This window comes from Edaphobacter paludis (assembly GCF_039993895.1).
In the GTDB taxonomy this organism is placed as follows: Bacteria; Acidobacteriota; Terriglobia; order Terriglobales; family Acidobacteriaceae; genus Edaphobacter; species Edaphobacter paludis.
The window spans coordinates 3,828,194-3,853,244 of sequence record NZ_CP121194.1 but is presented as its reverse complement, the minus strand read 5'-3'; the positions used below and the strand labels follow the sequence as shown (position 1 = coordinate 3,853,244).

The window sequence follows — 25,051 nt, the reverse complement described above, 5'->3', positions numbered from 1 at the left end:
CGATTTGAAATCAGTGGCGCTGGGAGAAGTGGAATTGGAGTTGGGCGAGGAAGACGGTACCCCGTTCGATAAGCTGCGCGAAGAGTGCGGGGTGATGGCGATTTATAACCATCCCGATGCGGCGCGGATGACTTACTGGGGACTGTACTCGCTGCAACATCGTGGGCAGGAGTCCGGCGGCATTGCCTCGGCTGATGGGCAGAATGTGAACGACATCAAAGGCATGGGCCTGGTGTCGGAGATCTTTACCGACGAGGTGCTGGCCAAGCTGCCGGGGCATATCGCGATTGGGCATACGCGCTACTCGACTACGGGTGATTCGGCGCTGCTGAATGCGCAGCCAATCTCGGTCGACAGCACCAAGGGTTTGATAGCCATTGCGCATAACGGCAACCTGGTAAACCTGGGCACGGCCCGAGAGCGGCTGGAGCGCGATGGCGCGCTGTTCCAGACGACGAGCGACTCGGAGATCATCATCCAGTTGATCGCGCACTCGAAACATTCGACACTGGTGGACTGCATCGCCGATTCTCTGCGGCAGGTCGAGGGAGCGTTTTCGATTGTGATGATGACGCGCAACCGCATCTTCGCGGCGCGCGATCCGCATGGCTTCAGGCCGCTGTCGATGGGAAGAATTCCGGGAGTTGATGGCGCTCCGGATACATTTGTCTTTGCTTCTGAGACCTGTGCCTTCGACCTGCTTCATGCCAAGTACGAGCGCGACGTGAAGCCGGGCGAGCTGATTATGGTCTCGGAGGATGGAGTCACTTCGCGGTACTTCGATACGACGACCGAGCAGGCGAGCTGCATCTTCGAGCATGTTTATTTTGCGCGGCCCGACTCGAAGGTCTTTGGACGATGGGTGCAGCAGTCGCGGGCGGAGATGGGGCGGCAACTCGCGCGGGAGTCGGGCGTTCCTGCCGACCTGATCGTTCCAGTGCCGGACTCAGGTGTGACCGCGGCGATTGGTTATGCGGAGGAGTCTGGAATTCCGTTCAACCTCGGACTCATTCGCAACCACTACGTTGGCCGCACGTTTATCCAGCCGGAGCAACGGACGCGCGACTTTGGCGTACGCATGAAGCTGAACCCGGTGCGCTCGCTGCTCGAAGGCAAGCGCGTCATCTTGATCGACGACTCGATCATTCGCGGCACAACTTCGCGGAAGATCGTGCGGATGGTGCGTGCCGCGGGGGCGACTGAGGTGCATCTGCGCATCTCGTGTCCGCCGACGATCTCACCTTGTTTCTATGGGGTCGATACGCCGAGTAAGAAAGACCTTATCGCGGCCAACAAGTCGGTCAAGGAGATCTGCGAGTTCATCGAGGCGGATTCGCTGGCTTATCTTTCGCTGAATGGGCTGCTCCATTGCTGCACCGAGGGCGATGCAGAGCCGAATACTTATTGCACCGCTTGTTATACGGGGAATTACCCGACGCAGTGGGTCGATGTTTCGGAGATTCTGCCCGCTACGGCCAGTGTTTGATTTGCTGTAGCGTTTCGGCAAAGAAAAGACTGAATAGCGAATAGAGAGCGAATATAATCTGAGTCAATTCTCAGATGCTGCCCCATGCTCAACACGACCGGTTCGGCTTCCTGCACATCGACCTGAACAGCTTTTTCGCGTCGGTCGAGCAACAACTGCATCCGGAGTATCGTGGACGCCCGTTGGCGGTGGTGCCCACGCAGGCGGACACGACCTGCTGCATCGCCGCCAGCTATGAGGCAAAGGCTCTCGGCATCAAGACAGGAACGCAGGTCGGCGAGGCCAAGCGAATCTTCCCCGACATTGTGCTGATCGAGGGAGACCACGAAGAGTATGCGAGGTATTCCAAAGCCATCTCTGAGGCCGTGGATCTGGTCTGTCCTGTAGCTCATAATCCGTCGATCGACGAGATGGCGTGCCAGTTGATAGGCCGCGAGCAGGAGCCGCCGCGGGCGAGAAAGATTGCACTCGAAATCAAACAGTCCATCTACAAGAATGTGGGCGAGGCCTTGCGCTGTTCTATCGGCATGGCCCCCAACCGCTACCTTGCCAAGATCGCCAGCGACATGCAGAAGCCCGACGGCTTGATCGGCCTGTTGCCGTCGCAACTGCCCCGCGCTATCGCGCATCTCGAACTGCGCGACCTCCCCGGCGTAGGCGCAAAGACTGAAGTGCGCCTCAACGCCAAGGGCATCCGCACCATGGAGCAGTTGCTGGCGCTCGACCGCGCAGGAATGCACAAGCTCTGGGACAGCGTATGGGGCGACCGACTCTACCATTGGCTGCGCGGCGAAGAGACTGGGGATGACGGCGCTCCGGTAGCGAGCGGCGTGCAGAAGTCGCTCGGCCACTCGCACGTCATGGCGCCGGAGTTCCGCACGCAGGAGGGCGCATGGGCCATCGCTCACAAGCTGCTGCACAAGGCGGCGATGCGGCTCAGGATGGAGAAGTTCTACAGCGGTTCGATGGCGGTAACAATACGCTTTGCCATGACGAAGGAGCAGGCGGCGCGCATGAAGACGAAGCGCCACTTCAGCGGCCTCACCCACTCGGGCTGGGGCATGGAGGCCCGCTTCAGGAACTGCCGCGACACCCTGACTCTGCTTGAGGTGCTGCGCGGCATCTGGAGCCGGCGCCCGCAGGGAGAGGATTTCCAGAGGCCGTTCTTCGTGGGCGTGACGCTTCGCAACCTCATTCCCGAGAGCGAATACCAGGCGGAGCTGTTCGGCGATCCCGACAACCGCGCCGAGCTCTCCGCCACCATGGACAAACTCAACCTCAAATACGGCCACACCACCCTGCACTTCGCCGGTATGCTGTCGGCGCGCGAATCCGCGCCGACGCGCATCGCCTTCACGCAGATCCCCGTGCAGTATGGGGTTGACTACATGTAGCCGCAAAAATTCTCTGCGTGCAGGCAACCTCGTACGCATAAGACGCGGGCCCGTTCTTCTGCATCCCATATAGGGAAAGAGGAGATTCTATGAGACCCCAAGCTATTCGCTCCACGCTGCACACAGCTGTCCTGTGCGGTGCAGTCGCTCTGCTGACCGTTGGCTGCAACAAGAAAACCGATAACAGCATGAACTTTAAAAGTGCCATCGATACCTACTACAGCGCACACCCAGCCTGCCTCTGGCCCGAGTCAGTGAAGTTTCCTGTCCAGGCCGACACCTCTGACACCAGCAAGACCAGCGGCTACGACGCACTCGTCGATCAAGGCCTGCTCACGCGTACCACCGCTGAAAAGAAGAAGATGATCATTGCCAGCAAACAGGTCACCAACTATGACCTATCAGACAAGGGTCGTTCTGCCTGGACTGCCGACGTGCAGCAGCCCGGTTTCGGCAACTTCTGCTACGGTCACCGCAAGGTGAGCAGCATCGACAGCTCAACTCCGACCACATCGGATGTCGGCGCCACCACGCAGGTCACATATCACTACACTCTGGCAGACGCGCCCTCCTGGGCCACCGCCGCCGAGACTCAGAACGCTTACCCCCAGATCCACGCCGATGTGAGCGGCCCGCAAGCTGCCCACGCAACACTGACCAACACCAGCAATGGCTGGCAGGTGACGGGAGCAGAGTCCAACTCCTCTAATCCCGCAACTCCCGCCGACGGCAAGATTGTTCAGTAGGCAGTGCAAGCCGGGTGTCCATGTCCGCTCCAGGACATGGACATCCAAAATGTTTCCGCTCCCTGCCTATTGCGCCAACGCTGCCTGGGCCTCGGCATACGGTTTCATCTCATACTCATGCGGCGGCACATCGCCTGCCAGATAGCGCACAAAATAGTCCCACCGCCGCCGAGTCATGTACTGGGTAGCTTCGCCATAGGCGTGGGCCGCATTCGGAATCAACAACAGATCAAAATCCTTGTTCGCCTTGATCAGTGCATCGACGACGAGCAGTGTATTGTTCATCGGAACGTTATTGTCCATCGTTCCATGCACCAGCAGAAGATGGCCCTTTAGGTTCTTTGCATAATTCTGATTGGCCTGACTGTCGTAATTGCTGCTGCCATCTGGTCTCTTTACCTCGAGCCCCGCCCACTTCTCGGCCCAGTCATCTTCGTAGTCGCGATTGTCATGGTTGCCGCTCTCCGCTACGCCGGTCGTGAAAAATTGTGGATAGTGAAACATCGCAGATACGGTTGCGTTGCCGCCGCCGGAGTGTCCATAAATGCCGGCACGATCGATGTCGATGAACGGGTATCGAATAGCTAATTCCTTCATCCCTGCCATCTGATCGGGAATGGTGTCATCGCCGAGATTGTCAGAGTAGAAGTCGTGGAACGCCTTCGACCGACCCGGCGTTCCCATGCCGTCGATGCACACCACTACAAACCCCAGCTCCGCCAGCGATTGGTCGTCCTTGTGCGCCGCCGCAAAGCTGCGGCTGCCGCACGAGCCCGTCTGTGGTCCCGGATAAACATGGTTCACGATAGGGTATTTCTTTGCGGCATCGAGGCTCGTCGGCTTGAACATCAAGCCATAAAGATCGGTCTTGCCATCGCGGGCCTTCACCGTAATCGGTGTCGGTGGCACCCACCCCGCAGCCAGCAGCCGCGCAATGTCCTGCTTCGCCACCTCGGCGACCAGATTGCCCTCGCTATTGCGGACCACCGTCGTCTGCGGCTGCGTCGGCGTCGAATACACATCGACAAAGTAGCGGCCATCGGGTGACGAAGTCACCGCATGGTCTGCATTCTCAGGCGTGAGCAGCTTCTGTCCAGTGCCATCAAAGTTGACGCTGTAGTAACTCGAAAAATAAGGATCGCGCCCTGCTTCCTTTCCCACTGCAAGGAAGTAAATCTTTCGCGCCTTCTCATCCACATGCAGCACCTGCGTCACATTGCCGTCGCCATGCGTGATCTGGTTCTTCAGCTTGCCGGTCGTCAGGTCATACAGATACATCTGTCCCCAGTTGTCGCGTTCGCTGAACCACAGCACCTCATTCGACTGCGGCAGATACTTCCAGTTCACCTTGCCGTTGCCGCTTTCGAAGTAAGTGGCCACTGTCTCGCTCATCACATCGCGTACATCGCCATTCGCTGCATCGGCCACCCGCAGCCATTCCTGCTTGTGATCGCGCGAGGTCGAAACGAAGGCAAGATGTTTGCCATCCTCACTCCACTGCACGTCATCCCAGGTCTTTGTCGCTTCGCAACTGACGTCGTCGCACAAGGTCGAACGATGCTGGTCTGGCGGCATCTTCAGTCGAATCACCTTGCGTTTGTCCACGTCGATAATCACGCGTTCAATCATCGTCACATCGGCGTCGCCCACCAGCGGATACTTCCACGCCTTCAGTACCGGATGCCCATTCGTCACCGGCACCAGGTACATCTCGCCATCCTTGCGCTGGTCCTGCTGAAACGTCGCAATCTTCTTCGAGTCCGCCGACCACACCAGAATTGCGTTGTCACTCTGCTGCCATCCGGCGTTATCGGTGGCATAGCCAAAGTCCTTCACTCCGTCTTTGGTGAGTTGCGTATCTTTGCCCGTCGTCGTATCTCGAACCCACAGGTTGTAGTCGCGGATGAACGCGACCTTCTTTCCATCCGGAGAGATATCCGCCTCGGCCACGCCGCGACTCTCCGATAGCAGTCTTGCTGCGTCACCCTCTTTCGGCATCGTTACTTCTTTGCATTTCACTGGAGCATTCAGATCGCAGCGCATCGTCATTCCACTCACATTCACGAACGCGGTTCGCGCATCCTTCAACGCGATATCTGTAATCGCCAGATGATGGGCATCGAACTTCGTCTTGCCTCCAGTCGCCGTCGTTAGTGCTGCTGCTAATCTGTCCTGATCGAAGGCGGGAGTCTTTGCCCCTGTCGCCGGATCGACGAGTATGAACGTCACTCCATCTGGACCGCGATCGGCGTACCAGAAGCGGCCATCCTCCATCCATTTGGGATGCTCCACCGTGTGAAACACGAGAGGATTGACGTTGTAGTCCATGAACTTTTCAGCGCGCGCATAGTCCTCCGGTGTGAGCTGCCTCCCCTGCGCCAGCGCCCCAACAGATAAACAGCAACCAGCAACTACTCCCGCAACCAACAGCCCGCGCTTACCAACCAACATCCAGCAGCCTCCAAATTTTATTCATCCTTAGCCTCGCCGCCGCGCACCTTCCACAACATCTGCCGCAGAATCCCCATCCACACCGGCGCATCGCTCGCTGCCACTCCCATTCGCAGAACCAGCCGCCTTATCTGCGCTTCATCGCAATTCGCCGGATGACGCCGCGTGTAGCCTGTCTTTTCCAACACCTCGGTCAGCAGTGCTGTCAGCCTCTCCACCTCACCTGCCTCAGCCGCAGCCGGAACGCCCACACCCACATGGATGCCCGTCTCGCGCACCAGCTCGTATAGGCATACCGCGACGGCCTGGCCAAGATTCATCGACGGATGCCGCAGGTCCTCGTGCTTCTGCATCGGAATCGTCAGCAGCCAATGGCAATGACTCAACTCATCGTTGCTCAGTCCCGTCTTCTCAGAGCCGAACAGCAGCGCTACCCGTCCCCCTCGCGCCATTGCTTCACTTATCTCTGCAGCAGCTTCAGGCAAGGCATGAAGCGGATGCAACAATGCCCGCTCGCCCACCGCCGTCGTCCCCACTACCAATGTGCAGTCCGCGACCGCGTCGGCCACGCTGCCAAACTCTACCGCACCCGCGAGCACCTCCGACGCATCGACGGCAGAGCGTGCCGTAGCGAACGGTACGGCATACTCGTTCACCACACGCAGGTTGCGAAATCCAAAGTCGTGCATCGCCCGCGCTACTGCGCCAATGTTGTTCGGGTTGCGCGCGCGGACCAGGATCACGCAAACTTGATCGAGTTGTTGTTGGTTCAGCACCTTCTCATCATTTTAGGTGCAACCTCGCTTGCCTGGAGCCCAGACGCAAAACAGCCGGCGCACATAGGCGCCGGCTGTTTCACTTTCTTTTGCAACTACCGTCTAGCGATGTTCCTCACGTCCCCCGCCATTACCGCCCTGCTGACGTGCTTGCTGTTGCCGCTGCACCTGCGGCTGCCGCGCCGCATTGTGCCTGTCATTGTTGATCGATCGGCTTACGTTATTCTGCCGCTGGTTGATCTGTTGATGCTGCTGCTGCGTCAAGCGCCCATTGTTTGCAGAGCGGTCATTCGCAGTCTCCCGGTTGATGCTGGCTTCGCGATTCTCGATATTGCGAGTCTCCCCCGCCGTCATCTGGCCGGAGCGTACACCGTTGGCAACGCGCTGCTGCTGGTTGAAGGCACGCTCATTCACGCTACGCATGGCGGCGACCTGTGGACGCCCATGATTGACAGAGGCAAGCTGGCCGCGGTCCTGCGCCGCAGCGTCGCGATGGCTGATCTGATTTGCCGTCGGCGGAATCCGCTGTTCACGCATTGCCGCCTGCTCCTGCGCATTTTCGCGCACCTGCAGACCACCTCTGCCACCGTTATAGCTTACGCGGTTGTAGTTGTTCACCACGACCGTCTTGTTGTAGACGTTGTGAACATTGGTGACATTAATATTGTTCACGCTGCGGTTGTATGCGAACACACCATGGTTCCAGTAGCCACCTTCGTAGCCGCGCCCCGTGTAGCCAAAGCCATAGTTCACGCCGCCATAGAAGCCGATGTGCGGTCCCCAATATCCAGCGTGGAAGATGTAGGCGCTACCACCCCATCCCCAATAGCCCGGTGTCCAGAGAAAACCAACCTGTGGCGGCCGCACCCACACACCTGGAACCCAGTAGTAGCCCTCCTGCCCATAGGCCCAGTAACCCGGCGTCCAGAGATATCCGTCGCCCGGGCAAAGCGGCTGCGTATAAACGGGCAGCACGGGAGGAGCAATGTTCACCGAGATAAAGACACCGGCAAAGGAAGCAGCAGGCACCAGTATCAGTGCCGCCGCCATAACTAACTTACGAATTGAGCTGAAAGATCGCATTCACTTACCTCGGAAATAGCGTTACGGCAACGCCGCCGCCTCAAATCTTTTAGAGCAGCGCCATACTGGCCGCGTTCTAACCTGCCTCTACTGAAACACACAGACTATCCCGAAGTTTCCACCTGCATGCAAAATACCTTTCAACTACAACAAAGGTGGCACGCACAGCACAGGCGCTCCCACCCAGCAGACGCACGCGTCGTAAAAGGCAACGCAGCAGTGAACACTGCATAGAGCGCAAATTTGTTAAGTTTTATTCGGTGGCAAGTTGATGGTTAGTCGTGGTGTGTGCCAAGGTTCTTTCCAGCCTTCTTCATCCATTGCACTAACTCATGCCAGTCGCGCTCTGTCTGGTCCGCATACGCTTCGGCGAACTTCGCCACTGCGTCATCGAACCTCGCTGACTTCCCCAGATATCCTGCCAGCATCATGCAATCGCCTGACCGAGCATGACCTCGCGCCAGCAGCTCCCCGCACACGGTCGCATACTCCATCAGCCCTGCCTTCAGGTCGCCCACCTGAATCGCAGCCTTATGGTCGCTGAGCTGCCGCACCAGATAGTCGCGCCCTTCGATCGTTGTCCAGCCAAGAAATGGATCGGACTGCATCTGCATCGCTCGCTCTCCCTCTACCACGCGCCGCCCCTGGTGATAGGTTCCCCTGCGATTCGATAGCCCGTCACGTTCGTTCACCTGACCAACATAAGACGCATACGCCGACGCCGCCTCTTCCTTGATCTGGATGAAGAGTGGGTCCTTCGGCCCATTGCCCTCCATGTAGACGCAGTAATCGCGCAGCCCCACCGAGCCTGTCCCTACTACCTTGAACGCGACGTCCACCGGCTTGTATTGCGAGAACAGATGTCGCCGCTCGCGCAGCAGGCTCTCCACATAAAGTTTCAGAGAAGCCACCACACGCTCAGCCTCTTTACCCTTCACTCGCGTCAGCACCGGAGGCGTCGATTTAAACACCCGATCACTATGATGGCCCGAGGCCTTCCGCGCCTCCGTCAATGCCGACAGCGTATGCAGCGGGGTCGCCCGCTCCGCCATCCTCAAGATTCCCTCTATCGGCGACACATCCTTCAACCGATGCACTTGATACCGCCCCATCTCCAGCACCGGCATTCGCGCAAACCCAGCGATGCAGCAGCGATAGCGCTCCAGAAACGCCGCTGCGGCCTCGCGGCAATGCATCTTCTTAGCGCCCGCCTCGCGTCCCGCCAGCACCAGGCTTGTGGCCATCCGCTTCACGTCCCACTCAAACGGCCCCACGATCGTCTCATCGAAGTCGTTGATGTCGAAGACCAGCCGCCCATCCGGCCCGGCATACGCGCCGAGGTTGCGCACATGCGCATCGCCGCACAGTTGACTCAATATGCCCGTATTGCTCACCAGCGACAGGTCATACGCCATTACCGGCACCGCACCGCGAAAGTAGCCAAACGGAGAGCATGTCATACGCTCATACTTCAGCGTCACCAGCGCCGGAACCCTTCCCCGCATCGACGCGGCCAGCAGCTTCAGCGGACTCTTCCTGCGCGTCCCTGCCTTCCACTCCGCGTGGAGGGTCCGCCGCATCTGCTTGCGCCGTTCCTGTCCGTGGGCAAACCGTTCCTTCAGATCCAGGGCCGCTGCCATAAACATTCCTTCCTGAAGAGCCACGCAAGCATAACCGCTGCGCTCCATGCGTCACCAACATCGAGGGGGGCCGAAAACTTTCAGCTATGGAGCATTGTCTGGACGAAGAGCCGTTAGCTGTCCTTGCGATAAAGCAGATTGCGCATCGCCTGCCGTCGGGCTTCGTTCGCTTCGCTGGCAGACTTGCGTTCATCCGCGTCCATGCGCTGTTTGTCGAGGGGATCGTCATTCGATTCGGGCGCACTGCACTCTGGACAACGATTAGCGAAACCAGGCTTGTCCGGCTTCAACTCAAACTCTTCGGAGCACACAACACAAACTTTGATAGGAAATGCCATACAGTCATCTATGATACGACGCCTTTACGCGAGTTTCTGACGTGGGTCACTTTCTCGCGAAGGGTGGATCGTAAACGTCTGAGTGTGGCCGTCTTTGCCTAATCGGTGAGAGCCAGTGTTATGCCTCCGCGTCGCTCACTCATCTAAACTAAGAATTCATCCACCAGGTATGTCCGACAACTTCGCCCAAACCGTTAAGCAGCAGGCCGATATCGTCAAGATCGTCGGTGACTACGTGAAGCTGCGCAAGACGGGCGCGCAGAACTACACCGGGCTCTGTCCCTTCCATAAGGAGAAGACAGGCTCCTTTTCCGTCAACGCGAACCACGGCTACTTCTACTGCTTCGGTTGCCACGAAAAGGGCGACGTCTTCACCTTCGTCATGAAGCTCGAAAACGTCAGCTTCCCCGAAGCCATCCGTACCGTCGCCGTCAAGTGCGGCATCCCTCTGCCCAAACGCGAGTTCAGCTCCCCCGAAGAGGCTCGCGAAGCCGGGTTGCGCCGCCAACTCATCGATATCCACGAAGCCGCAACTCAATACTTCGAGGCACAGCTCAAATCGCCCGAAGCCGCCCGCGCCCGCGAATATCTCACCGGCCGCGGCGTCACCGCCGAGACCATCGCCAAGTTCCGCATCGGCTACGCGCCCGACGACTTCAACGACATGCGCGACCGCCTCAAGCCGCACTTCGGTGAAGAGGTCATGCGTGCCAGCGGACTCTTCAGCTCAAAGGAGCAAGCCGATGGAACTCAGGGCCAGCTCTACGCCCGCTTTCGCAAGCGCATCACCTTCCCCATCGCCAACGAGCAGGGCAAGACCATCGCCTTCACTGCCCGCGCCCTCGACTCCGACGAAAAGTCCGGTCCCAAGTACATGAACTCCCCCGAGACCGGGCTGTATACGAAGGGCCAGGTCCTCTTCAATCTCGACAAGGCCAAAGCCGACATGCGCAGCCACGACTTCGCGCTGCTGGTCGAAGGCCAGATGGACTGCATCTCCGTCTACATGGCCGGCATCCACAATGTCCTCGCCACCTCCGGCACCGCGTTCACTGAGATGCAGGTGCGCCTGCTCAGCCGCTTCACAAAGAAAATCATCGTCAACTTTGACCCCGACACTGCCGGAGCTAACGCCGCGGAAAAATCCATCGCCCTGCTCACCGAGGAAGATTTCGAAGTGAAGGTCGTCACTCTCGAAGGCGGCCTCGACCCCGACCGCTTCGTCCGCGAGCACGGCGTTCAGGCTTACATGGCCGCACTCCGCACCGCCAAGCGACATTCGGACTACCTCATCGACCGCGCCCGCCAGCTCTTCCCGGCCCGCACCGCCGATGCCAAGGTCAAAGCGCTCAACTTTCTGCTGCCCCACATTCGCCGGATGCCCAACCGCATCCATCGCGACGAGTTCGCTGCCGACGCCGCCCAGAAGCTCGGCATCGACTCCATGATTCTCCGCCAGGAGATCAAACAGGCCGCCGCCCAGCGCGTCGAAAGCGTCCGCACCCACACCGGCACCCCCGCCAGCGAGACGGAGCGCATTCTCCTCCGCGCCCTCGTACTCCCCGAATCTGACCCCGCCCGCATCCTCGCCTCGGACCAGCTCAGCCAGCATCCCGAGTGGTACGAGAACCTGCCCGCTGCGTCCGTCCTCGAAGCCCTGGCCAACGCTCCCGTCCCAGCCAACCCGCTCGATGTTGCGCCCGATCCGCAGAGTCGCACCCTGCTGGCTCTCGCCCTCCAGCACCACGAAGACCCCGTCGAAGCCGATGCCCGGCATGATGCCCAATCCATGACCGAGCAGGTCGAAAATGCTCTCCACGCCCTCGAATCCCGACGCCTCGAACGACGCCAGCGCGAGATCCGCTCGCTCATCGCCGAAGCTGATCGCCGTGGCGACCAGGCCATCCTCGCCCAGCTCACCGCCGAAAAGCTTCAGATCGACCGGGCACTCCGTCAGCGCTGAACAAACCTAAATGCCCGGATTTCCCCGCCGAAATATCGCACCCGGTAAACTAAACCTGAGGCCAACGACGACGCATGGATAATTCCGTAAAACGCCGCTTGACCCTTGGCTTTATCTCCAACTGGATCAGCAAGTTAGCTTCAACCATCATTCAACTCATCCAGGTTCCGGTCTTCCTCCACTTCTGGACCGTGCCGGTCTATGGCGAGTGGATGATCCTCAACTCCATCCCCTCATACCTTAGTTTCAGCAACATAGGCTTCGGAAGCGTCGCTGGCAATGAGATGACCATGATGGTCGCCCGCGAAGACCGCCAGGGCGCGCTTCGCGTCTTTCAGAGTTGTTGGTGGTTTATCGGCATGATCTGTAGTGCGGTCATTGCTCTGCTGAGCGTCATTCTGTACTACGTTCCCGCAGCCCGTCTTCTCAAAATTCACGATATCAACCCATCCGACGCCAAATGGATCATCTTCTATCTGGGCGTCTCGGTCATGCTGGGGCAGTTTGAGCAGCTTCTGCAGTCTGCTTATCGCTGCATCGGCCGCTATCCCTACGGAACTTTCATCAAGAGCATCTTCTCGCTCTCTGCCTTCACCTGCATGATCCTCGCCGTCGTCTTCAACGCCGGCCCGCGCATCACCGCCCTTGTCTTCGCCTGCGCCAACATCACGGGTACCATCATCCTCTGCATTCTGGTTCAGCGAGACATCCCCTGGATTGAATATGGATGGAAACACGCCAGTTTCGCCGAAATCCGCGCTCTCGCCCGGCCTGCGATTGCGTTTATGGGCTTTCCTATCGGCAATGCGCTGAACCTGCAAGGCACCTTGCTCGCCGTCGGATACGCCCTGGGTCCGACCGCTGTCGTCGTCTTCGGCACCGCCCGCACCGTCTCCCGCGTCGCGCTCCAGATGGTCCAAATGGTAAACAGCACCTTCGAGCCGGAGATGTCGATTGCCTATGGCGCAAGGAATCTTCCGCTCGTCCGCTCTCTTCTGCGCCGTGCCTGCCAGTTGGCGTTGATCGTTGCGGTCGTCATCGTTCTGGGAATGATGTCAGTCGGCCCCTGGTTTCTTCATCACTGGACCGGTGGGCATGTACCGCCCAGCCGCGTACTGCTCGACATTCTTCTGCTGGTCGTCATTCTCTACGCGCTCTGGTCCACCAGTTCGGTGCTGATGACGTCTACCAATCAGCACCAGCGACTCGCTACCTTCTACGTCCTAGGAACCAGCATCGCCTGTACTCTCTGCTACTTCCTCGCCCGTGCCTTTGGCCTGTACGGCGCCGCCGCCTCACTGCTCGTGTCGGAGATCGTCATGAATCTGTATGTAGTCCCTGCCACCTTACGCATCTCGCAGGACACCTTGTCAGCATTCGCCGCCAGTATGTTCCACTATCCAAAGGCGTTGCGTCCCGCCGCCCTCCTTGCCCGCGTTCGCAGGTCAAGCCCGGGCTTGGAGAGCTGAACCATACGCTGCTCTCTTATATAACAATTGTTATAATATGCTTGAGGAGTTAGCCATGGCATCGACTGCAAAAATAACCACGATTGGAAACTCTGTCGGCATCATCCTGTCCAAAGAAGTCCTGGCAAAACTGCGGGTGGAAAAGGGGGATCAGGTCTATATTACGGAGACACCTAGTGGCGTCGAGCTCACTCCCTACGACCAGAACTTTGCCGAAGAGATGGAAGCAGCAAAACGGGTCATGAGGAAGAACCGCGACGTTCTGCGCAGGCTGGCAGAATAGTGGACAAGCCTGTCTGGGTATCAGAAAGGGCGGTTCTGGCCATGCATAGCGAACAGCTGGCGGAACATGGCGGTTCAGCCGGCATCCGAGATGAAACGCTGCTCGATTCCGCCCTTGGGAAGCCGCACAATGTCTTTACCTCTAATGACAACCCGGATCTCTTCCGACTCGCGGCTTCCTATGCCTTTGGCATAGCCCGCAATCACGCATTTATCGATGGCAATAAGCGTACGGCTCTGGTGGTTTCCATGACCTTCCTCGACAGAAACGGCTGGGACATCGCGGCCTCAAAAGAAGCCACTTACTTCACATTTCTTCATCTCGCCGAAGGCAGCCTCAGCGAAGAGGACCTTACCGGCTGGTTCACCAAACACGCTGTCCGCCTGACTGTATAAAAATGCCCCGATTTCAGACCACAGACCCCGGATACAAGAACAAACACGGCCAGATCGTCATCTCCCGGACCGGTTTCCCCTCGGAATCCTTCCCCGGGCAGACAATCTATCACCTGCGCTGCGCCCATTGCGGCCACGATTACGGCTCCAATGGCAAAGATATCCACCTTCGGCGCTGTCCCCGCCATCAGGATGGGGCCAAAGGGGAGGCCCTCCGCGAGCCTGCCCCGAGTCTTTTCTCTGCCGAGAACGTCTAAACAGTGTGGTATCCTATGAGTCGCTGGGACGTGTGCCTTTGAATGCCCTGACCCCATGAGGTCGCCGGGCTTGCCATCGCGGTCTAAACCGCAATTTACTCCCTGCTCATCACGTTACAACCAAGGGATTGCTCCGCTTGAATACCACTATGGACGCCGGCGGCATCCCAATCAACAGAATCTCTCGCAGGAGTGCGCACATCCGTGGCTGAAGAAATTGACAAGTACGAAGAAGATATAGACAAGATGATCGATACCGGCAAGGAGAAGGGGTATCTCACCTACGGCGAGGTCAATGATCTGCTGCCCGGTGATATCACCACTCCAGACGATCTCGACGATCTTCTCACCACCATCAACACTCAGGGTATCGATGTTCTCTCCGGCGAATCGAAGTTCGGCGGAGACCGCGACAAGTACGAGCCCGAGGCAGGTGAAGAGTCCGATGACGTAGAGCTCGACCTCACGCCCGGCACCCTCGAAAAGACGAACGACCCCGTCCGCATGTATCTCCGCGAGATGGGCACGGTTCCTCTGCTCACCCGCGAGGGAGAAGTAGAGATTGCCAAGCGTATCGAACGCGGCCAGATCCGTGTGATGAAGGCCATCTCGCGCTCACCCATCGTCATCCGCGAGATCGTCGCACTTGGTGAAGACCTCAAGCGCGGCGTGCGCAACATCAAGGAAGTCGTCACCTTCGACGAAGAAGAGCTGACCGAAGAGATCCTGGCTGCCCGCGTGCGCGCCACGGCTGGTCGCATCGACGTCATCACCAAGCATCAGAAGAAGATTCACGCGCTCGAAGAAAAGCTTGCGGCGCCTGTCGGCAAGGACTCCAAGGCGAAGGCCAAAGATACTCGCAAGACTCGCTGGCTCATCGGACGCGAGCACGTCTACATCAACCGCATCATCCGCGAGTTGAAGTACACCAACGCCGAGAAGAAGCGCCTGCTCGACAAGGTCAACAAGACCGTCGACGCCATGCGCACGCTCGAGCGTCAGATCAAGACCCTCGATACCAAGTACGAGGCCTCGAAGTCCGAGGAGCTGCGCAAAGAATACAAGCGTCAGCAGAAGAACTGCCGCATCGATCTCGAGCGCGTCGAACAGGACGCCGGAATCAGCATCGCCGACCTCAAGCGCACGCAGCGCGAGATGATTCAGGGCGACATGGACGCCGAGCGCGCCAAGCGTGAGCTCATCGAGGCTAATCTTCGTCTCGTCGTATCCATCGCCAAGAAGTACACGAACCGCGGCCTCCAGTTCCTCGACCTGATTCAGGAAGGCAATATCGGTCTGATGAAGGCCGTCGACAAGTTCGAGTACCGTCGCGGTTACAAATTCTCGACCTACGCGACGTGGTGGATTCGTCAGGCCATTACCCGCGCCATTGCCGACCAGGCACGAACGATCCGCATCCCGGTGCACATGATCGAGACCATCAACAAGCTCATCCGCACCTCGCGTCAGCTGGTGCAGGAGCTTGGCCGCGAAGCATCATCGGAAGAGATCGCTCGCCGCATGGACATCCCGGTCGCAAAGGTCCGCAAGGTCCTCAAGATTGCGCAGGAGCCCATCTCTCTCGAAACGCCGATCGGCGAAGAGGAAGATTCGCACCTTGGCGACTTCATCGAAGACCGGATGGCCGTCTCGCCGTCCGACGCCGTCATCTCGGTCAACCTGAAGGAGTACACCTCCCAGGTGCTGCGCACGCTGACGCCGCGCGAAGAGCGCGTCATCAAGATGCGTTTCGGCCTCGAAGACGGCTCCGAGCATACGCTTGAAGAGGTCGGACAGTCCTTCCAGGTCACCCGCGAGCGCATCCGCCAGATAGAGGCGAAGGCACTCCGCAAGCTCCGTCACCCAAGCCGCAGCCGCAAGCTGAAGGCCTTCGTCGACGGCGTCAAGGATATGTAGATTCATCTGCGAATCAAGTCGACAACGGCCACGAGCAATCGTGGCCGTTGTATTCCGACCACTTAGGCGCTGTTTTCCCATACCAGACCACCCTTTACACTGAGATTGAGTCCTGTCAGTCAACGGAGAGAGCCAATGGAAGCCACTCAGCCAGCATTCGCTTCTCCCGCAGATTCATCAGCCGGGTTCGATCGCTCGATTGGCGAAACCGTAAAGCCCCGCAAGCCGCGCCTCGTTCATATCCGTGAGTTGGATGGCATTCGCGGCATGGCTGCTCTCATGGTTTTTTTTCATCATCTCTGCTTTACCTCTATTCGGTTGAGCGACTGGGGACCGGGCATTCGGACGCTCTACCATCTCTCCTCCTACGGCAGCAGCGGCGTCGACCTGTTCTTCGTTCTCTCCGGATTCCTCATCACATCGCTGCTCATTCAGGACCGCGACAGCTCTGTCTACTATCGCAACTTCTACTGGAAGCGCGTCCTGCGCATTCTGCCTCTCTACATTCTTTGCCTTGTCGGCGTGTACCTGTTCGTTCCCGACTCGCACGCTTATGTCCTGCTGGCAGCATTGTTCGTCGTGAATTTTGCCCAGGTCTTCCACGTTGCCTCGACCGGCCCGTTCTGGACGCTTGCCATCGAAGAGCAGTTTTACCTTCTCTGGCCGACCGTCGTCCGTCGCCGTTCGGTTCCGCAACTGGTTCGCTGGAGCGTCGGCATCGGCCTGAGCGCTGTGATTCTTCGTCTCGCCGCAGCCTCCATTGGCCATCACAACTATGACCTGACGTTTCTACACTGCGATGGTCTCGCAATCGGAGCATTCGTCGCCTGCCGCTACTCCCAAAGAAGCGGCCAGAGCCCACCAGTAGCGGCCATCCCCACCAAATGGATCGCAGCCGCGTTTGTCGCAGGAGTAGTTCTGTTCGCATGCATCTTTCTTCCCTACAGCAGTCAAAGGGAGTTCGCCTTCATGGCAGCGGCTTACCAGACCGGCATCTCGCTGCTCGCCGGCTCCGTGATTGCCTTCGTGATTGTGCATACGGGGGCCCGTTATCTCGCGATCTTCCGCTCCCGCCTGTTCACGTTTTTCGGCCTCATCAGCTACGCCGTTTATATGATCCACACCTATGTTCTGATGGCCTACGATCACCTGCGCGGGCCGCTGTCTCCTGGCAACCTCACAGCCTATACGATCCGGTTTGTCACCGTACTCGGCATCAGTGTCTTACTGTCGCTGCTAACTTACTATCTGATCGAGCGGCCAGCCCTCTCCTTACGCAAGTATGTCCTTGCTCCTTCGCATCCATCCGCTTCCTTCAAGAAGACCGAAGCCGCGAATGGTTGAGCCCCTTCCTATCCCTGGCGAAATCCCTATGCAAACAAATCCATTTGGTAGCATTCAAAACATGAGCGACCTCACCGTCACCATCCTTATGCCCTGCCTGAACGAAGCGGAGACGCTCGCGTTCTGCGTCCGGCAGGCTGTCGCCGCTCTGCGCGATAACAATGTCGCCGGAGAGGTGCTCATCGCCGATAACGGCAGCACCGACGGCTCGCAGCAGATCGCCGTCGATGAGGGCGCGCGGGTCGTTGCCGTTCCTGTGCGCGGCTATGGCGCGGCCCTGCTCACCGGCATCGAAAACGCGCGCGGCAAATACGTTCTGATGGCCGACGCTGACGCCAGCTACGACTTCGGCCACCTGCCGCGCTTTCTCGCGAAGCTCGAAGAAGGCAACGACCTCGTCATGGGCAACCGCTTCAGCGGCGAGATCAAGCCCGGAGCCATGCCTCCGCTGCACAAGTATCTGGGCAACCCCGTCCTCAGCTTCATCGGACGCCTCTTCTTCGGCATTCCTGTCCGCGACTTCCATTGCGGCATCCGCGCCATGCGCCGCGACGCTGTCCTCGCGCTTGGACTGCGCACCACCGGCATGGAGTTTGCCAGCGAGATGGTCGTTCGCTCCAGTCTCGCCGGGCTGCGTCTAGCCGAAGTTCCCACTACGCTTTCGCCTGACGGTCGCACCCGCGCACCGCACCTCCGCACCTGGCGAGATGGCTGGCGTCACCTGCGCTTTCTTCTGCTCTATAGCCCGCGGTGGCTTTTCTTCTATCCGGGAGTCATCACGTTTGTCGTCGGCCTGGTAATCTCGCTGCTTTTGATTGCGGGGCCGCTAACCATCGGCCGCTGGACCTTCGACGTCGATACCCTCACCTACGCTCTCGGCCTTGTTCTTATTGGAGCGCACATCTCCGTCTTTGCCGTCAGCGCCAAGGTCTTCGGCACGCAGGAGGGCTTTCTTCCGCCCAATCCAAAGTTCGAGCGCGTCTTCAAGGTCATTAACCTTGAAGTCGGCCTCATCGTAGGCTGCGTTCTGCTGCTTGCCGGTGCCGTGATCCTTGGCTACGCCCTCCATCTATGGCACGCTGCGGGATTCGGCAACCTCTCGCCGCAGACGATGCTTCGCCTCACGCTGCCTTCGGCCACCTGCTTCATGCTCGGAATCGAAGCGATCTTCGGCAGCTTCTTTCTCAGTCTCCTGGGGATGAACCGTCGCTAAGCCAGTGGCGGTTCTGGCTTCACCCGCAAGCGTCAACGGAACCGCCACCGGCAAATGCGCGTACCTTCTCCCAGAGTCTGGTCTCACGCTCGGGGAGAATGCCGCCATGCCGCTCAACAATCCCATCTATACCGCCAACATGAACCCGCAGCAGCGCGCCTGGTTCTATGCCGAGTACGAGCGCGCCCACAAGGACGAGGTAGTCGGCGTCCTCTTCGCGCTCTTTCTCGGATGCTTCGGGATTCACCATTTCTACCTCCGCCGCAACGGATGGGGAGTCCTCTATCTGCTGTTTTGCTGGACCGGCATCACCGCCATCCTGGGCTTCATCGAGTGCTTTCTGATGCCGGGCCGAGTGCGCGACTACAACGCGACGCAGGCGGCTTACATCGCCAGCCACATTCTTGGCACCGCCACGGTCTACAACACCCCCACTACGCAATGCGCTGTCTGCGGAATGCCGACAGAACTGGACGCTGCCTTCTGCCCGCACTGCGGAAACCCCATTGCTCCTAACATTCCGGCCTGAACGAACTTCGGCGTTCCCCGACGCAAAGAAGCCCGCATGATGATCATGCGGGCTTCCTGCGTTCAGGCTTCTTGGGATTAGAGCAGTTACATATTTGTATGGCCGCCGCGCATGTCTTCATTAAACGTCGGCTTGGTAAACGCAAGCGCCTCTGCCAGTTCCTGACCGTAGTGCTCACGAAGGGCCATCAGTTTCTCGGTCGGCGTGGCATATTCTGCATCCGCCGCCAACTGGATCGCGCCCTCCGCCGCCAATGCCTTCGTCAGCTTCTTCAACTCGTCCACCGTGGTGTCCAGATACTGAGCATCGCGCGGATCGAGGAGCCACACCGGTCCGCCGCCGCCGAGCACGCCCGAGAGCCAGAAGACCTTCGCGGCCAAAAACTCCCGCCGCTGCGCCTCGGTCGTATCGTTGAAGACAAATTTCTTGTGCTTGGCGCTGTAGTACCGTGTCGTGACCGGAACCGGCTGGCGGTTGCCGCTCTTGACCAGTTCCAACTGGCCCTGATCCATCGTCTTGCGCACGGCGTTGTAGATGAAGCTCTCGGCAAAAGGCTGCTCAGGTGCGGCCACCACTTCGCGGAAGGTCACGGTCATGGAGGCTGCAACCTTCGAGTGCAGCACGCGCTCGTTGCCATCTTCCAGCCAAACCTCGCCATGCACCAGCGACGTGTCCGCGCCGGAGGTCGACGCGTGAAAGGGCCACTCGAACCTTCCAAAGCTCAGGGGCAGACCGCCCAATGTCAGATAACAATCCGGCCGCGCGCTCTTGAGCCGCTTTGCCGTCTCCGCCAGATACTCCTTCACCACGGCGGCCAGTTCGGCGCTGCTGAAGTCGAAGCCTGAGCTCAACTCCAATACCTGGGTCTTCGATTGATCCGCAGCCAGCCCCAGCGTAAACCGGGTCGTAGGTCCGCCGGAGAAGTCCTTGCCTTCGGCGCTCGAAACTACCACCAGACCGGCTGCCTGGGCTGCCGTCACTACCTGTCCTGCCAAAACTGTCTGCGCCTCAATACTCATCTACCGTGCCATCCTTTGTGTTTTCGACAATCCCTACTATTTTACGACTCCGCAGGCATTCTCTCCGGGACCTTTTGGACTTCAACCAAAGTTGAATAGAATGTCGGGCCTTCGCCTATGTCCGTAAGCCGTTCGCTGGTCAGGGCGTTCACGTTTCCCGCGCCAGCCGAAAGCTTGTTCCAATCGAGGCGGGCAGAGACGACACCCGCCGCGACCTGCTCGTTGACGACGGCGTGGAGGGCTATTCTGCCGCGTCCGTTGAAGATCTCGACAGCATCGCCTGAGACGATGCCCCGGGCCGCCGCGTCGGTCTGGTGCATCTCCAGAACGCCCGCCGTTCGCGCCTGCATCTTCTGGTGCGTCTCAATATTGGCGAAGGTCGAGTTCATATAGTTGTCGGCCTTGCGGGGCAGGAATTCCAGTGGATACTCGCCGCTACGTGCAGCCGTGCCTCCGCGCGATTCGACCGGAGCGTGAAAGACGGGAACCGGCGTTAGCTCACCGCGTCCGCTGGGGGTGCGGAACCATGCTGCCGTCGAAAAGGGAAGCACCGCTCCGCTGGCATCGGTAGGCAGCGCGAGGGGAACCTGGCCTTCCTGCTCCAGCCGTGCGCGGGTTACGCCGGCAAACCATGGGTGGCTGGTGGTCAATACCTGGTCGATGAGATCGTCTTCGGTGTCGTGGAAACAGGCTTCGGTGAAGCCCATGCGGCGCGCGAGGTCGCCGAAGAGGGCGACGTTGCTGCGTGCTTCGCCCAACGGAGCGATGGCCTGCTGCGAGAGCTGTGCGAAGTTATGCCCGTAGGCCCCCTGAACGTCTTTCGTTTCGAGAAAGGTTGCGGCCGGGAGCAGGATGTCGGCATAGTCCGCCGTATCGGTAAAGAACTGCTCGTGAACGACGGTGAAGAGATCGTCGCGGAGCATCCCCCGAAGCACATCGTTCTGGTTGGGAGCGACCGCCGCAGGGTTGGAGTTATAGACGAAGAGTGCCTTGACTGGTGGGCCGCCGACGCCTGCATCCTGCGACGTAAGCGCTTCGCCGAGCCGCACCATGTTGACCACCCGCGAGGCGCGAGCGAGTGGGCTCGAGTACATCAACTCAGGCATCTGCGTCGCTTTTGAGTTGAACGGGAAAGCGCCGGAGGTGGACAGTTGCAGGCCGCCGCCCTGATGCTTCCACGCACCTGTAAGCAGCGGCAGCATGGCGACAGCACGAACCGCGGTCCCGCCGTTTTCGCTGCGCTGGATGCCGTAGTTGAGCCGGATGGCTGTGGGTTTGGTGGTCGCGTACGCCCGAGCGAGGCGAACAATGGTTTCGGCCGGGATGCCGGTTGCCGCCGCGACATTATCAGGGGAATACTCGGACTTGACCACCTCTGCCCGCAACTCTTCGAAGCCGTGTGTACACTGCGCGATGTAGTCGGCGTCGTGCAGTTCCATGTTGAGGATGACGTGCATCATGCCCAAAGCGAGCGCCGCATCGGTGCCGGGGTTGATGGCGAGATGCTCATCGGCCAGCGCGGCGGTGCGGGTGCGGTAGGGATCGATGACGATAAGCCGCGCCCCGGCGTGGCGTGCCTCTTCGATGAAGGGCCACAGGTGAATGTTGTTGCCGTGAATGTTCGCGCCCCAGGCGATGATGAGCTTCGCATGCCGGAAGTCGCGGGGGTCGGTGCCGAGCTTTACGCCGTAGACGCTCTCGAGCGCCTCGCCGCCTGCGGTCGAACAGATCGTCCGGTTGAGCTGAGACGCCCCGAGGCGATAGAAGAAGCGGCGGTCCATCGAGCCGTAGCCGAGTTGGCCGATGGTTCCGGCGTAGCTGTAGGGAAGGATGCTCTCGGGGCCGTGTTCGGCTGCGATCTTGTTGAGCCGCGCTGCGATTTCGTCGAGTGCTTCGTCCCAGGTGATGCGCTCGAAGGAGTCGGCCTCACGGCCTTTGGCGTGGCCGTATCCGGCTGGCCCTTTGGGTGCGCCGAGCCTGCGGCGCATAGGGTAGAGCAGGCGATCCGGCGAGTAAACGCGGTCGAGATACTTCGCCACCTTGCCGCAAAGAAACCCCCGCGTCACCGGATGCGCAGGATCGCCCTGCAACTTGACGGCGCGTCCGGACACCTCATCGACCGTAACCAGAACGCCGCAGGAGTCCGGGCAGTCGTGCGAGCACACTGCATGAACGACCCGCGTTGCTGTCGATACCTCAGGCATGGGTTAATTTTAGTCCTCTGCGCGAGGCATATCGTCATTTATGCTGCATCACAGCGACTGAAGCGGCTGCGGAAAAACTTCAGTTTTGTTAAGGGCACGGCTTCAGCCGTGCCGCACGTGCTTTCCTTGCAATGGGGCTTTAGCTCCTGAGGTACCGTTTTTCTTTGCACACCGACTTTTACCGCAGCCTGTGTTGCCACCTGAACCTGCTATGGACAACCAACTCTCTTCCACATCCCGGCTCGAAGCTTTCTCGGATGGAGTCATCGCCGTCATCATCACCATTATGGTGTTGGAGCTGAAGGTGCCCGCGCAACGCGGCGTTGCCGGTATGCTCTCCGTGCTGCCGACGCTGGCGGTCTACTTCATCTCATTCAGCTTCACGGCGATCTACTGGGTGAACCATCACCACTTGGTGAAACGCGTCAAGCGGGCCGACCCGTGGGTTCTTTACGCCAATCTCGGATTCCTGTTCTGCCTGTCGCTGCTGCCGTTTTTCACCTCATATGTGCTCGAAAACAAGAGCGATTCGTTCTCCACCGCGCTGTATGCCACCTCGATGGTGGTGACCGGGTTCAGTTTTTTGCTGCTGCGGCTGGCCATCGAGCGGCAAATGCGGGCGGCAGGCACCTTTCACCCAATAGGTGCAGCCCTTGTGCGCAAGCACCTGCTTAGCCTTGGCCTCTATCTGCTGGCCATGCCGCTGGCGTACTATCATCGATCGCTGGCGTTGGCCGATATCGCGCTGGTGACGCTGATCTGGGTCGTCCCAACCGCCGGTGCGAAGCCGCGCGAGTAAGATAACCGCTGGATTGCGCCTGAATCCGATGAAGAAAGAATTGGCTGATTTTTCTCTGACCCGGATTTGCTACATTGGCCGTAGCAATTTTTGAGGTGCTCCCATGTCGCGCTCTCGTGTTGCCATTCTTGTTCTCGTCGCCGCCGTGTTGTTTGCGGCGCCTGCCGCGCACTCGCAAGACCTTCAGGCGCTCACGACCGCGTCGCGAGAACAACTCGACGTCGTCAAAGTGCTGCTGACCCAGCAAGCCGCCTGGAACCACGGCGATATCGAAGCCTTCGTGCAGACCTACAAAGATGCCCCCGACACGCTTATGGTGACGCACCAGATATCGCATGGCTTCGCCGGGCTGGTGGAGGAGTACAGGCACGACTACCCCAACAGGGCCGCCATGGGCATACTCACCTTCTCCGAACTGGAGGCGCGGCCGCTCGATGCCAACTTCGCCATCGTGGTAGGCAAGTACCATCTGGAGCGAGCCAAAAAGGAAGGTGGCAATGCCGAGGGGGTCTTCAGCGTCGTGCTCGAAAAGACCGACAAAGGGTGGAAGATCGTCCTCGACCACACCACCTAAAACTTATTTAGCCCAGGCCAACCCGTCCGCTCCCTTGCCAGTGGCGATGATGTTTTGTACCTTCCACCCGACCAGATCAATCACGGCGACGCGACCCGTCACGTTGCAGGAGACATAGGCTACCTTGCCGTCGGGACGCATCAGGACCTCCTGCGGAGCGCTCGGCACATCGATCGTCCGCGCCACCTTCATGCTCTTCAGGTCCACCACCGCGACCTTGCTCGCCGAAGGCATCGCTACCAGCAACCAGCGTCCGTCCTCGGTCGAGGCGGTTCCGTAGCCGACTGCAGGCAGCGTGATCCAGCTTTTGACCTTGTTGGTCGCCGTGTCGATGACGGCCAGCCGAGGCTGTGTCTGGTCCGCTGTAAACGCCATCGAATCGTCGCGCGAGACCGAGATGCGCTGCGTATCTTTCGAGATCGGGATGATGGCCAGCGTCTTACGCCCCCTCATATCCAGCACCGAGACCGTTCCCGGGCCAACGTTGGCGGTATAACCACGGCTGCCGTCGCTCGAGAGCGCCAGCATGTGCGACTGCTCCTGCCCGGTGGGAATTTTGCCTACGATCTTCAGCGTGCGCGGATCGATTACGGTGACTGCCTTGTCCAACTCCGTTGTGACGTACAGCATGCCGCTGGTGGGATCGTAGACAGCGCAGTGCGGCCTGACCTCATGGCCGAAGTCGAGCTTATTCACAATCTTGCGGCTGGCGATATCGATCACCAGCATCGAACTCCCATTCAGTCCCGGTTTGCCCACTCCCGTGCTGCCGTAGATGGGCACATAGGCCAGCCTGCCGTCAGGAGAGGTAGCGGCTTCGTGGCCGTGGATGCCGGGAGTATTCTCCGCAATCGTCCCCAGTGGGCTGCCGGTCGCGGGATTGACGATGCTGACATCGCTATCTCCCTGGTTCACTACCACCAGCGCCGCATGTCCCGGAGCACCTGGACGATTCTGGGCCAACCCGGCACCGGAAAATAAACCCAGGCAAACGCCGCCCGCTACAGTACGCAACACGATCGAATTCTTCATAGACCGCAAAGTATAACGTGCCGACACATGACTTGGTAGAATCCGCACCCGTTACGCCAGTTCCTATCTCATTTTTCCTTCAGACAATCTCACTCCGAGGCCCCATGACCATCTATCGGGGAAAGGGGGAACGTTGTTC

The 25,051-nt window shown here is 59.2% G+C and carries 22 protein-coding genes; 14 read left to right on the top strand and 8 right to left on the bottom strand.

Going from position 1 to position 25,051, the window contains the following annotated elements; all coding sequences use genetic code 11:
• Window positions 1-13 precede the first annotated feature (13 nt).
• The 3 genes from purF (at window position 14) to P4G45_RS16085 (ending at window position 3,626) form a co-directional block, all read left to right on the top strand.
• Window positions 14-1,486: an amidophosphoribosyltransferase gene (purF, locus tag P4G45_RS16095; protein WP_373694209.1), complete on the top strand. Its 1,473-nt coding sequence runs from the start codon at window positions 14-16 to the stop codon at window positions 1,484-1,486.
• Between the two features lie 74 nt (window positions 1,487-1,560).
• Entirely contained in the window at window positions 1,561-2,880 is a 1,320-nt protein-coding gene (locus P4G45_RS16090) for a DNA polymerase (RefSeq protein WP_348267489.1), read from the top strand.
• Window positions 2,881-2,969: 89 nt separating this feature from the next.
• On the top strand, window positions 2,970-3,626 hold the full coding sequence (locus P4G45_RS16085) for a hypothetical protein (protein WP_348267488.1): 657 nt from the start codon (window positions 2,970-2,972) through the stop codon (window positions 3,624-3,626).
• Window positions 3,627-3,692: 66 nt separating this feature from the next.
• Here the strand turns inward: P4G45_RS16085 and P4G45_RS16080 are convergent, their stop codons facing one another.
• The 5 genes from P4G45_RS16080 to P4G45_RS16060 all read right to left on the bottom strand — a co-directional run bounded on the left by P4G45_RS16080 (window position 3,693) and on the right by P4G45_RS16060 (window position 9,914).
• Entirely contained in the window at window positions 3,693-6,077 is a 2,385-nt protein-coding gene (locus tag P4G45_RS16080; protein ID WP_348267487.1) for a DPP IV N-terminal domain-containing protein, read from the bottom strand.
• Between the two features lie 17 nt (window positions 6,078-6,094).
• Window positions 6,095-6,853 carry a TrmH family RNA methyltransferase gene (locus P4G45_RS16075; protein ID WP_348267486.1) on the bottom strand — a complete coding sequence of 253 codons (759 nt, stop codon included), beginning with the start codon at window positions 6,851-6,853 and terminating at the stop codon, window positions 6,095-6,097.
• A gap of 102 nt (window positions 6,854-6,955) precedes the next feature.
• The gene (locus tag P4G45_RS16070) at window positions 6,956-7,903 is read right to left on the bottom strand and encodes a hypothetical protein (RefSeq protein ID WP_348267485.1); all 948 of its coding nucleotides are present in this window, start codon (window positions 7,901-7,903) and stop codon (window positions 6,956-6,958) included.
• A gap of 308 nt (window positions 7,904-8,211) precedes the next feature.
• A complete protein-coding gene (locus tag P4G45_RS16065) occupies window positions 8,212-9,576 on the bottom strand; it encodes a DUF2252 domain-containing protein (protein ID WP_348267484.1) in 1,365 nt (454 codons plus the stop codon).
• A 113-nt stretch (window positions 9,577-9,689) separates the two neighbouring features.
• Window positions 9,690-9,914 carry a hypothetical protein gene (locus P4G45_RS16060; protein WP_348267483.1) on the bottom strand — a complete coding sequence of 75 codons (225 nt, stop codon included), beginning with the start codon at window positions 9,912-9,914 and terminating at the stop codon, window positions 9,690-9,692.
• 169 nt (window positions 9,915-10,083) lie between these two features.
• Here P4G45_RS16060 and dnaG point away from each other — a divergent pair, with 169 nt between their 5' ends.
• The 9 genes from dnaG to P4G45_RS16015 all read left to right on the top strand — a co-directional run bounded on the left by dnaG (window position 10,084) and on the right by P4G45_RS16015 (window position 19,284).
• Complete coding sequence (gene dnaG, locus P4G45_RS16055; protein ID WP_348267482.1) at window positions 10,084-11,877, top strand: DNA primase; 1,794 nt, start codon at window positions 10,084-10,086, stop codon at window positions 11,875-11,877.
• Between the two features lie 74 nt (window positions 11,878-11,951).
• Window positions 11,952-13,346, top strand: a complete 1,395-nt coding sequence (locus P4G45_RS16050; protein ID WP_348267481.1) for a lipopolysaccharide biosynthesis protein — start codon at window positions 11,952-11,954, stop codon at window positions 13,344-13,346.
• A 55-nt stretch (window positions 13,347-13,401) separates the two neighbouring features.
• Window positions 13,402-13,629, top strand: a complete 228-nt coding sequence (locus P4G45_RS16045; RefSeq protein WP_348267480.1) for an AbrB/MazE/SpoVT family DNA-binding domain-containing protein — start codon at window positions 13,402-13,404, stop codon at window positions 13,627-13,629.
• Window positions 13,630-13,670: 41 nt separating this feature from the next.
• The gene (locus P4G45_RS16040) at window positions 13,671-14,024 is read left to right on the top strand and encodes a type II toxin-antitoxin system death-on-curing family toxin (RefSeq protein ID WP_373694126.1); all 354 of its coding nucleotides are present in this window, start codon (window positions 13,671-13,673) and stop codon (window positions 14,022-14,024) included.
• A gap of 2 nt (window positions 14,025-14,026) precedes the next feature.
• Window positions 14,027-14,281 (top strand): hypothetical protein, encoded by a 255-nt coding sequence (locus P4G45_RS16035; protein WP_348267478.1) that lies wholly within the window; start codon window positions 14,027-14,029, stop codon window positions 14,279-14,281.
• 204 nt (window positions 14,282-14,485) lie between these two features.
• Window positions 14,486-16,198, top strand: a complete 1,713-nt coding sequence (gene rpoD / locus P4G45_RS16030) for an RNA polymerase sigma factor RpoD (RefSeq protein WP_348267477.1) — start codon at window positions 14,486-14,488, stop codon at window positions 16,196-16,198.
• A gap of 135 nt (window positions 16,199-16,333) precedes the next feature.
• Window positions 16,334-17,542, top strand: coding sequence for an acyltransferase (locus P4G45_RS16025; RefSeq protein WP_348267476.1), 1,209 nt, complete (start codon window positions 16,334-16,336; stop codon window positions 17,540-17,542).
• 28 nt (window positions 17,543-17,570) lie between these two features.
• Entirely contained in the window at window positions 17,571-18,755 is a 1,185-nt protein-coding gene (locus tag P4G45_RS16020; protein WP_348267475.1) for a glycosyltransferase family 2 protein, read from the top strand.
• Between the two features lie 106 nt (window positions 18,756-18,861).
• Window positions 18,862-19,284 carry an NINE protein gene (locus P4G45_RS16015; protein ID WP_348267474.1) on the top strand — a complete coding sequence of 141 codons (423 nt, stop codon included), beginning with the start codon at window positions 18,862-18,864 and terminating at the stop codon, window positions 19,282-19,284.
• An 86-nt stretch (window positions 19,285-19,370) separates the two neighbouring features.
• Here the strand turns inward: P4G45_RS16015 and P4G45_RS16010 are convergent, their stop codons facing one another.
• Window positions 19,371-20,303, bottom strand: coding sequence for a hypothetical protein (locus P4G45_RS16010; RefSeq protein ID WP_348267473.1), 933 nt, complete (start codon window positions 20,301-20,303; stop codon window positions 19,371-19,373).
• Between the two features lie 41 nt (window positions 20,304-20,344).
• Window positions 20,345-22,507: a molybdopterin-dependent oxidoreductase gene (locus P4G45_RS16005; protein WP_348267472.1), complete on the bottom strand. Its 2,163-nt coding sequence runs from the start codon at window positions 22,505-22,507 to the stop codon at window positions 20,345-20,347.
• 211 nt (window positions 22,508-22,718) lie between these two features.
• On the opposite strand from P4G45_RS16005, the gene P4G45_RS16000 reads away from it, so the two are divergent.
• Both P4G45_RS16000 and P4G45_RS15995 read left to right on the top strand, forming a co-directional pair.
• Complete coding sequence (locus tag P4G45_RS16000; protein ID WP_348267471.1) at window positions 22,719-23,306, top strand: TMEM175 family protein; 588 nt, start codon at window positions 22,719-22,721, stop codon at window positions 23,304-23,306.
• Between the two features lie 103 nt (window positions 23,307-23,409).
• Complete coding sequence (locus P4G45_RS15995) at window positions 23,410-23,880, top strand: nuclear transport factor 2 family protein (protein WP_348267470.1); 471 nt, start codon at window positions 23,410-23,412, stop codon at window positions 23,878-23,880.
• 3 nt (window positions 23,881-23,883) lie between these two features.
• Here the strand turns inward: P4G45_RS15995 and P4G45_RS15990 are convergent, their stop codons facing one another.
• Complete coding sequence (locus tag P4G45_RS15990; protein WP_348267469.1) at window positions 23,884-24,897, bottom strand: hypothetical protein; 1,014 nt, start codon at window positions 24,895-24,897, stop codon at window positions 23,884-23,886.
• Window positions 24,898-25,051 lie beyond the last annotated feature (154 nt).

Excerpts from the sequence above, each read along its gene's own strand:
- P4G45_RS16020 (WP_348267475.1), top strand. The coding sequence starts at position 17,571 with ATGCAAACAAATCCATTTGGTAGCATTCAAAACATGAGCGACCTCACC.
- P4G45_RS16070 (WP_348267485.1), bottom strand. The coding sequence starts at position 7,903 with ATGGCGGCGGCACTGATACTGGTGCCTGCTGCTTCCTTTGCCGGTGTC.
- P4G45_RS16040 (WP_373694126.1), top strand. The coding sequence starts at position 13,671 with ATGCATAGCGAACAGCTGGCGGAACATGGCGGTTCAGCCGGCATCCGA.
- P4G45_RS16060 (WP_348267483.1), bottom strand. The coding sequence starts at position 9,914 with ATGGCATTTCCTATCAAAGTTTGTGTTGTGTGCTCCGAAGAGTTTGAG.
- P4G45_RS16035 (WP_348267478.1), top strand. The coding sequence starts at position 14,027 with ATGCCCCGATTTCAGACCACAGACCCCGGATACAAGAACAAACACGGC.
- P4G45_RS16065 (WP_348267484.1), bottom strand. The coding sequence starts at position 9,576 with ATGGCAGCGGCCCTGGATCTGAAGGAACGGTTTGCCCACGGACAGGAA.
- P4G45_RS15995 (WP_348267470.1), top strand. The coding sequence starts at position 23,410 with ATGTCGCGCTCTCGTGTTGCCATTCTTGTTCTCGTCGCCGCCGTGTTG.
- P4G45_RS16015 (WP_348267474.1), top strand. The coding sequence starts at position 18,862 with ATGCCGCTCAACAATCCCATCTATACCGCCAACATGAACCCGCAGCAG.
- P4G45_RS16085 (WP_348267488.1), top strand. The coding sequence starts at position 2,970 with ATGAGACCCCAAGCTATTCGCTCCACGCTGCACACAGCTGTCCTGTGC.
- P4G45_RS16050 (WP_348267481.1), top strand. The coding sequence starts at position 11,952 with ATGGATAATTCCGTAAAACGCCGCTTGACCCTTGGCTTTATCTCCAAC.
- P4G45_RS16045 (WP_348267480.1), top strand. The coding sequence starts at position 13,402 with ATGGCATCGACTGCAAAAATAACCACGATTGGAAACTCTGTCGGCATC.
- P4G45_RS16025 (WP_348267476.1), top strand. The coding sequence starts at position 16,334 with ATGGAAGCCACTCAGCCAGCATTCGCTTCTCCCGCAGATTCATCAGCC.
- P4G45_RS16000 (WP_348267471.1), top strand. The coding sequence starts at position 22,719 with ATGGACAACCAACTCTCTTCCACATCCCGGCTCGAAGCTTTCTCGGAT.
- P4G45_RS16080 (WP_348267487.1), bottom strand. The coding sequence starts at position 6,077 with ATGTTGGTTGGTAAGCGCGGGCTGTTGGTTGCGGGAGTAGTTGCTGGT.
- dnaG (WP_348267482.1), top strand. The coding sequence starts at position 10,084 with ATGTCCGACAACTTCGCCCAAACCGTTAAGCAGCAGGCCGATATCGTC.
- P4G45_RS16090 (WP_348267489.1), top strand. The coding sequence starts at position 1,561 with ATGCTGCCCCATGCTCAACACGACCGGTTCGGCTTCCTGCACATCGAC.
- P4G45_RS16010 (WP_348267473.1), bottom strand. The coding sequence starts at position 20,303 with ATGAGTATTGAGGCGCAGACAGTTTTGGCAGGACAGGTAGTGACGGCA.
- P4G45_RS16005 (WP_348267472.1), bottom strand. The coding sequence starts at position 22,507 with ATGCCTGAGGTATCGACAGCAACGCGGGTCGTTCATGCAGTGTGCTCG.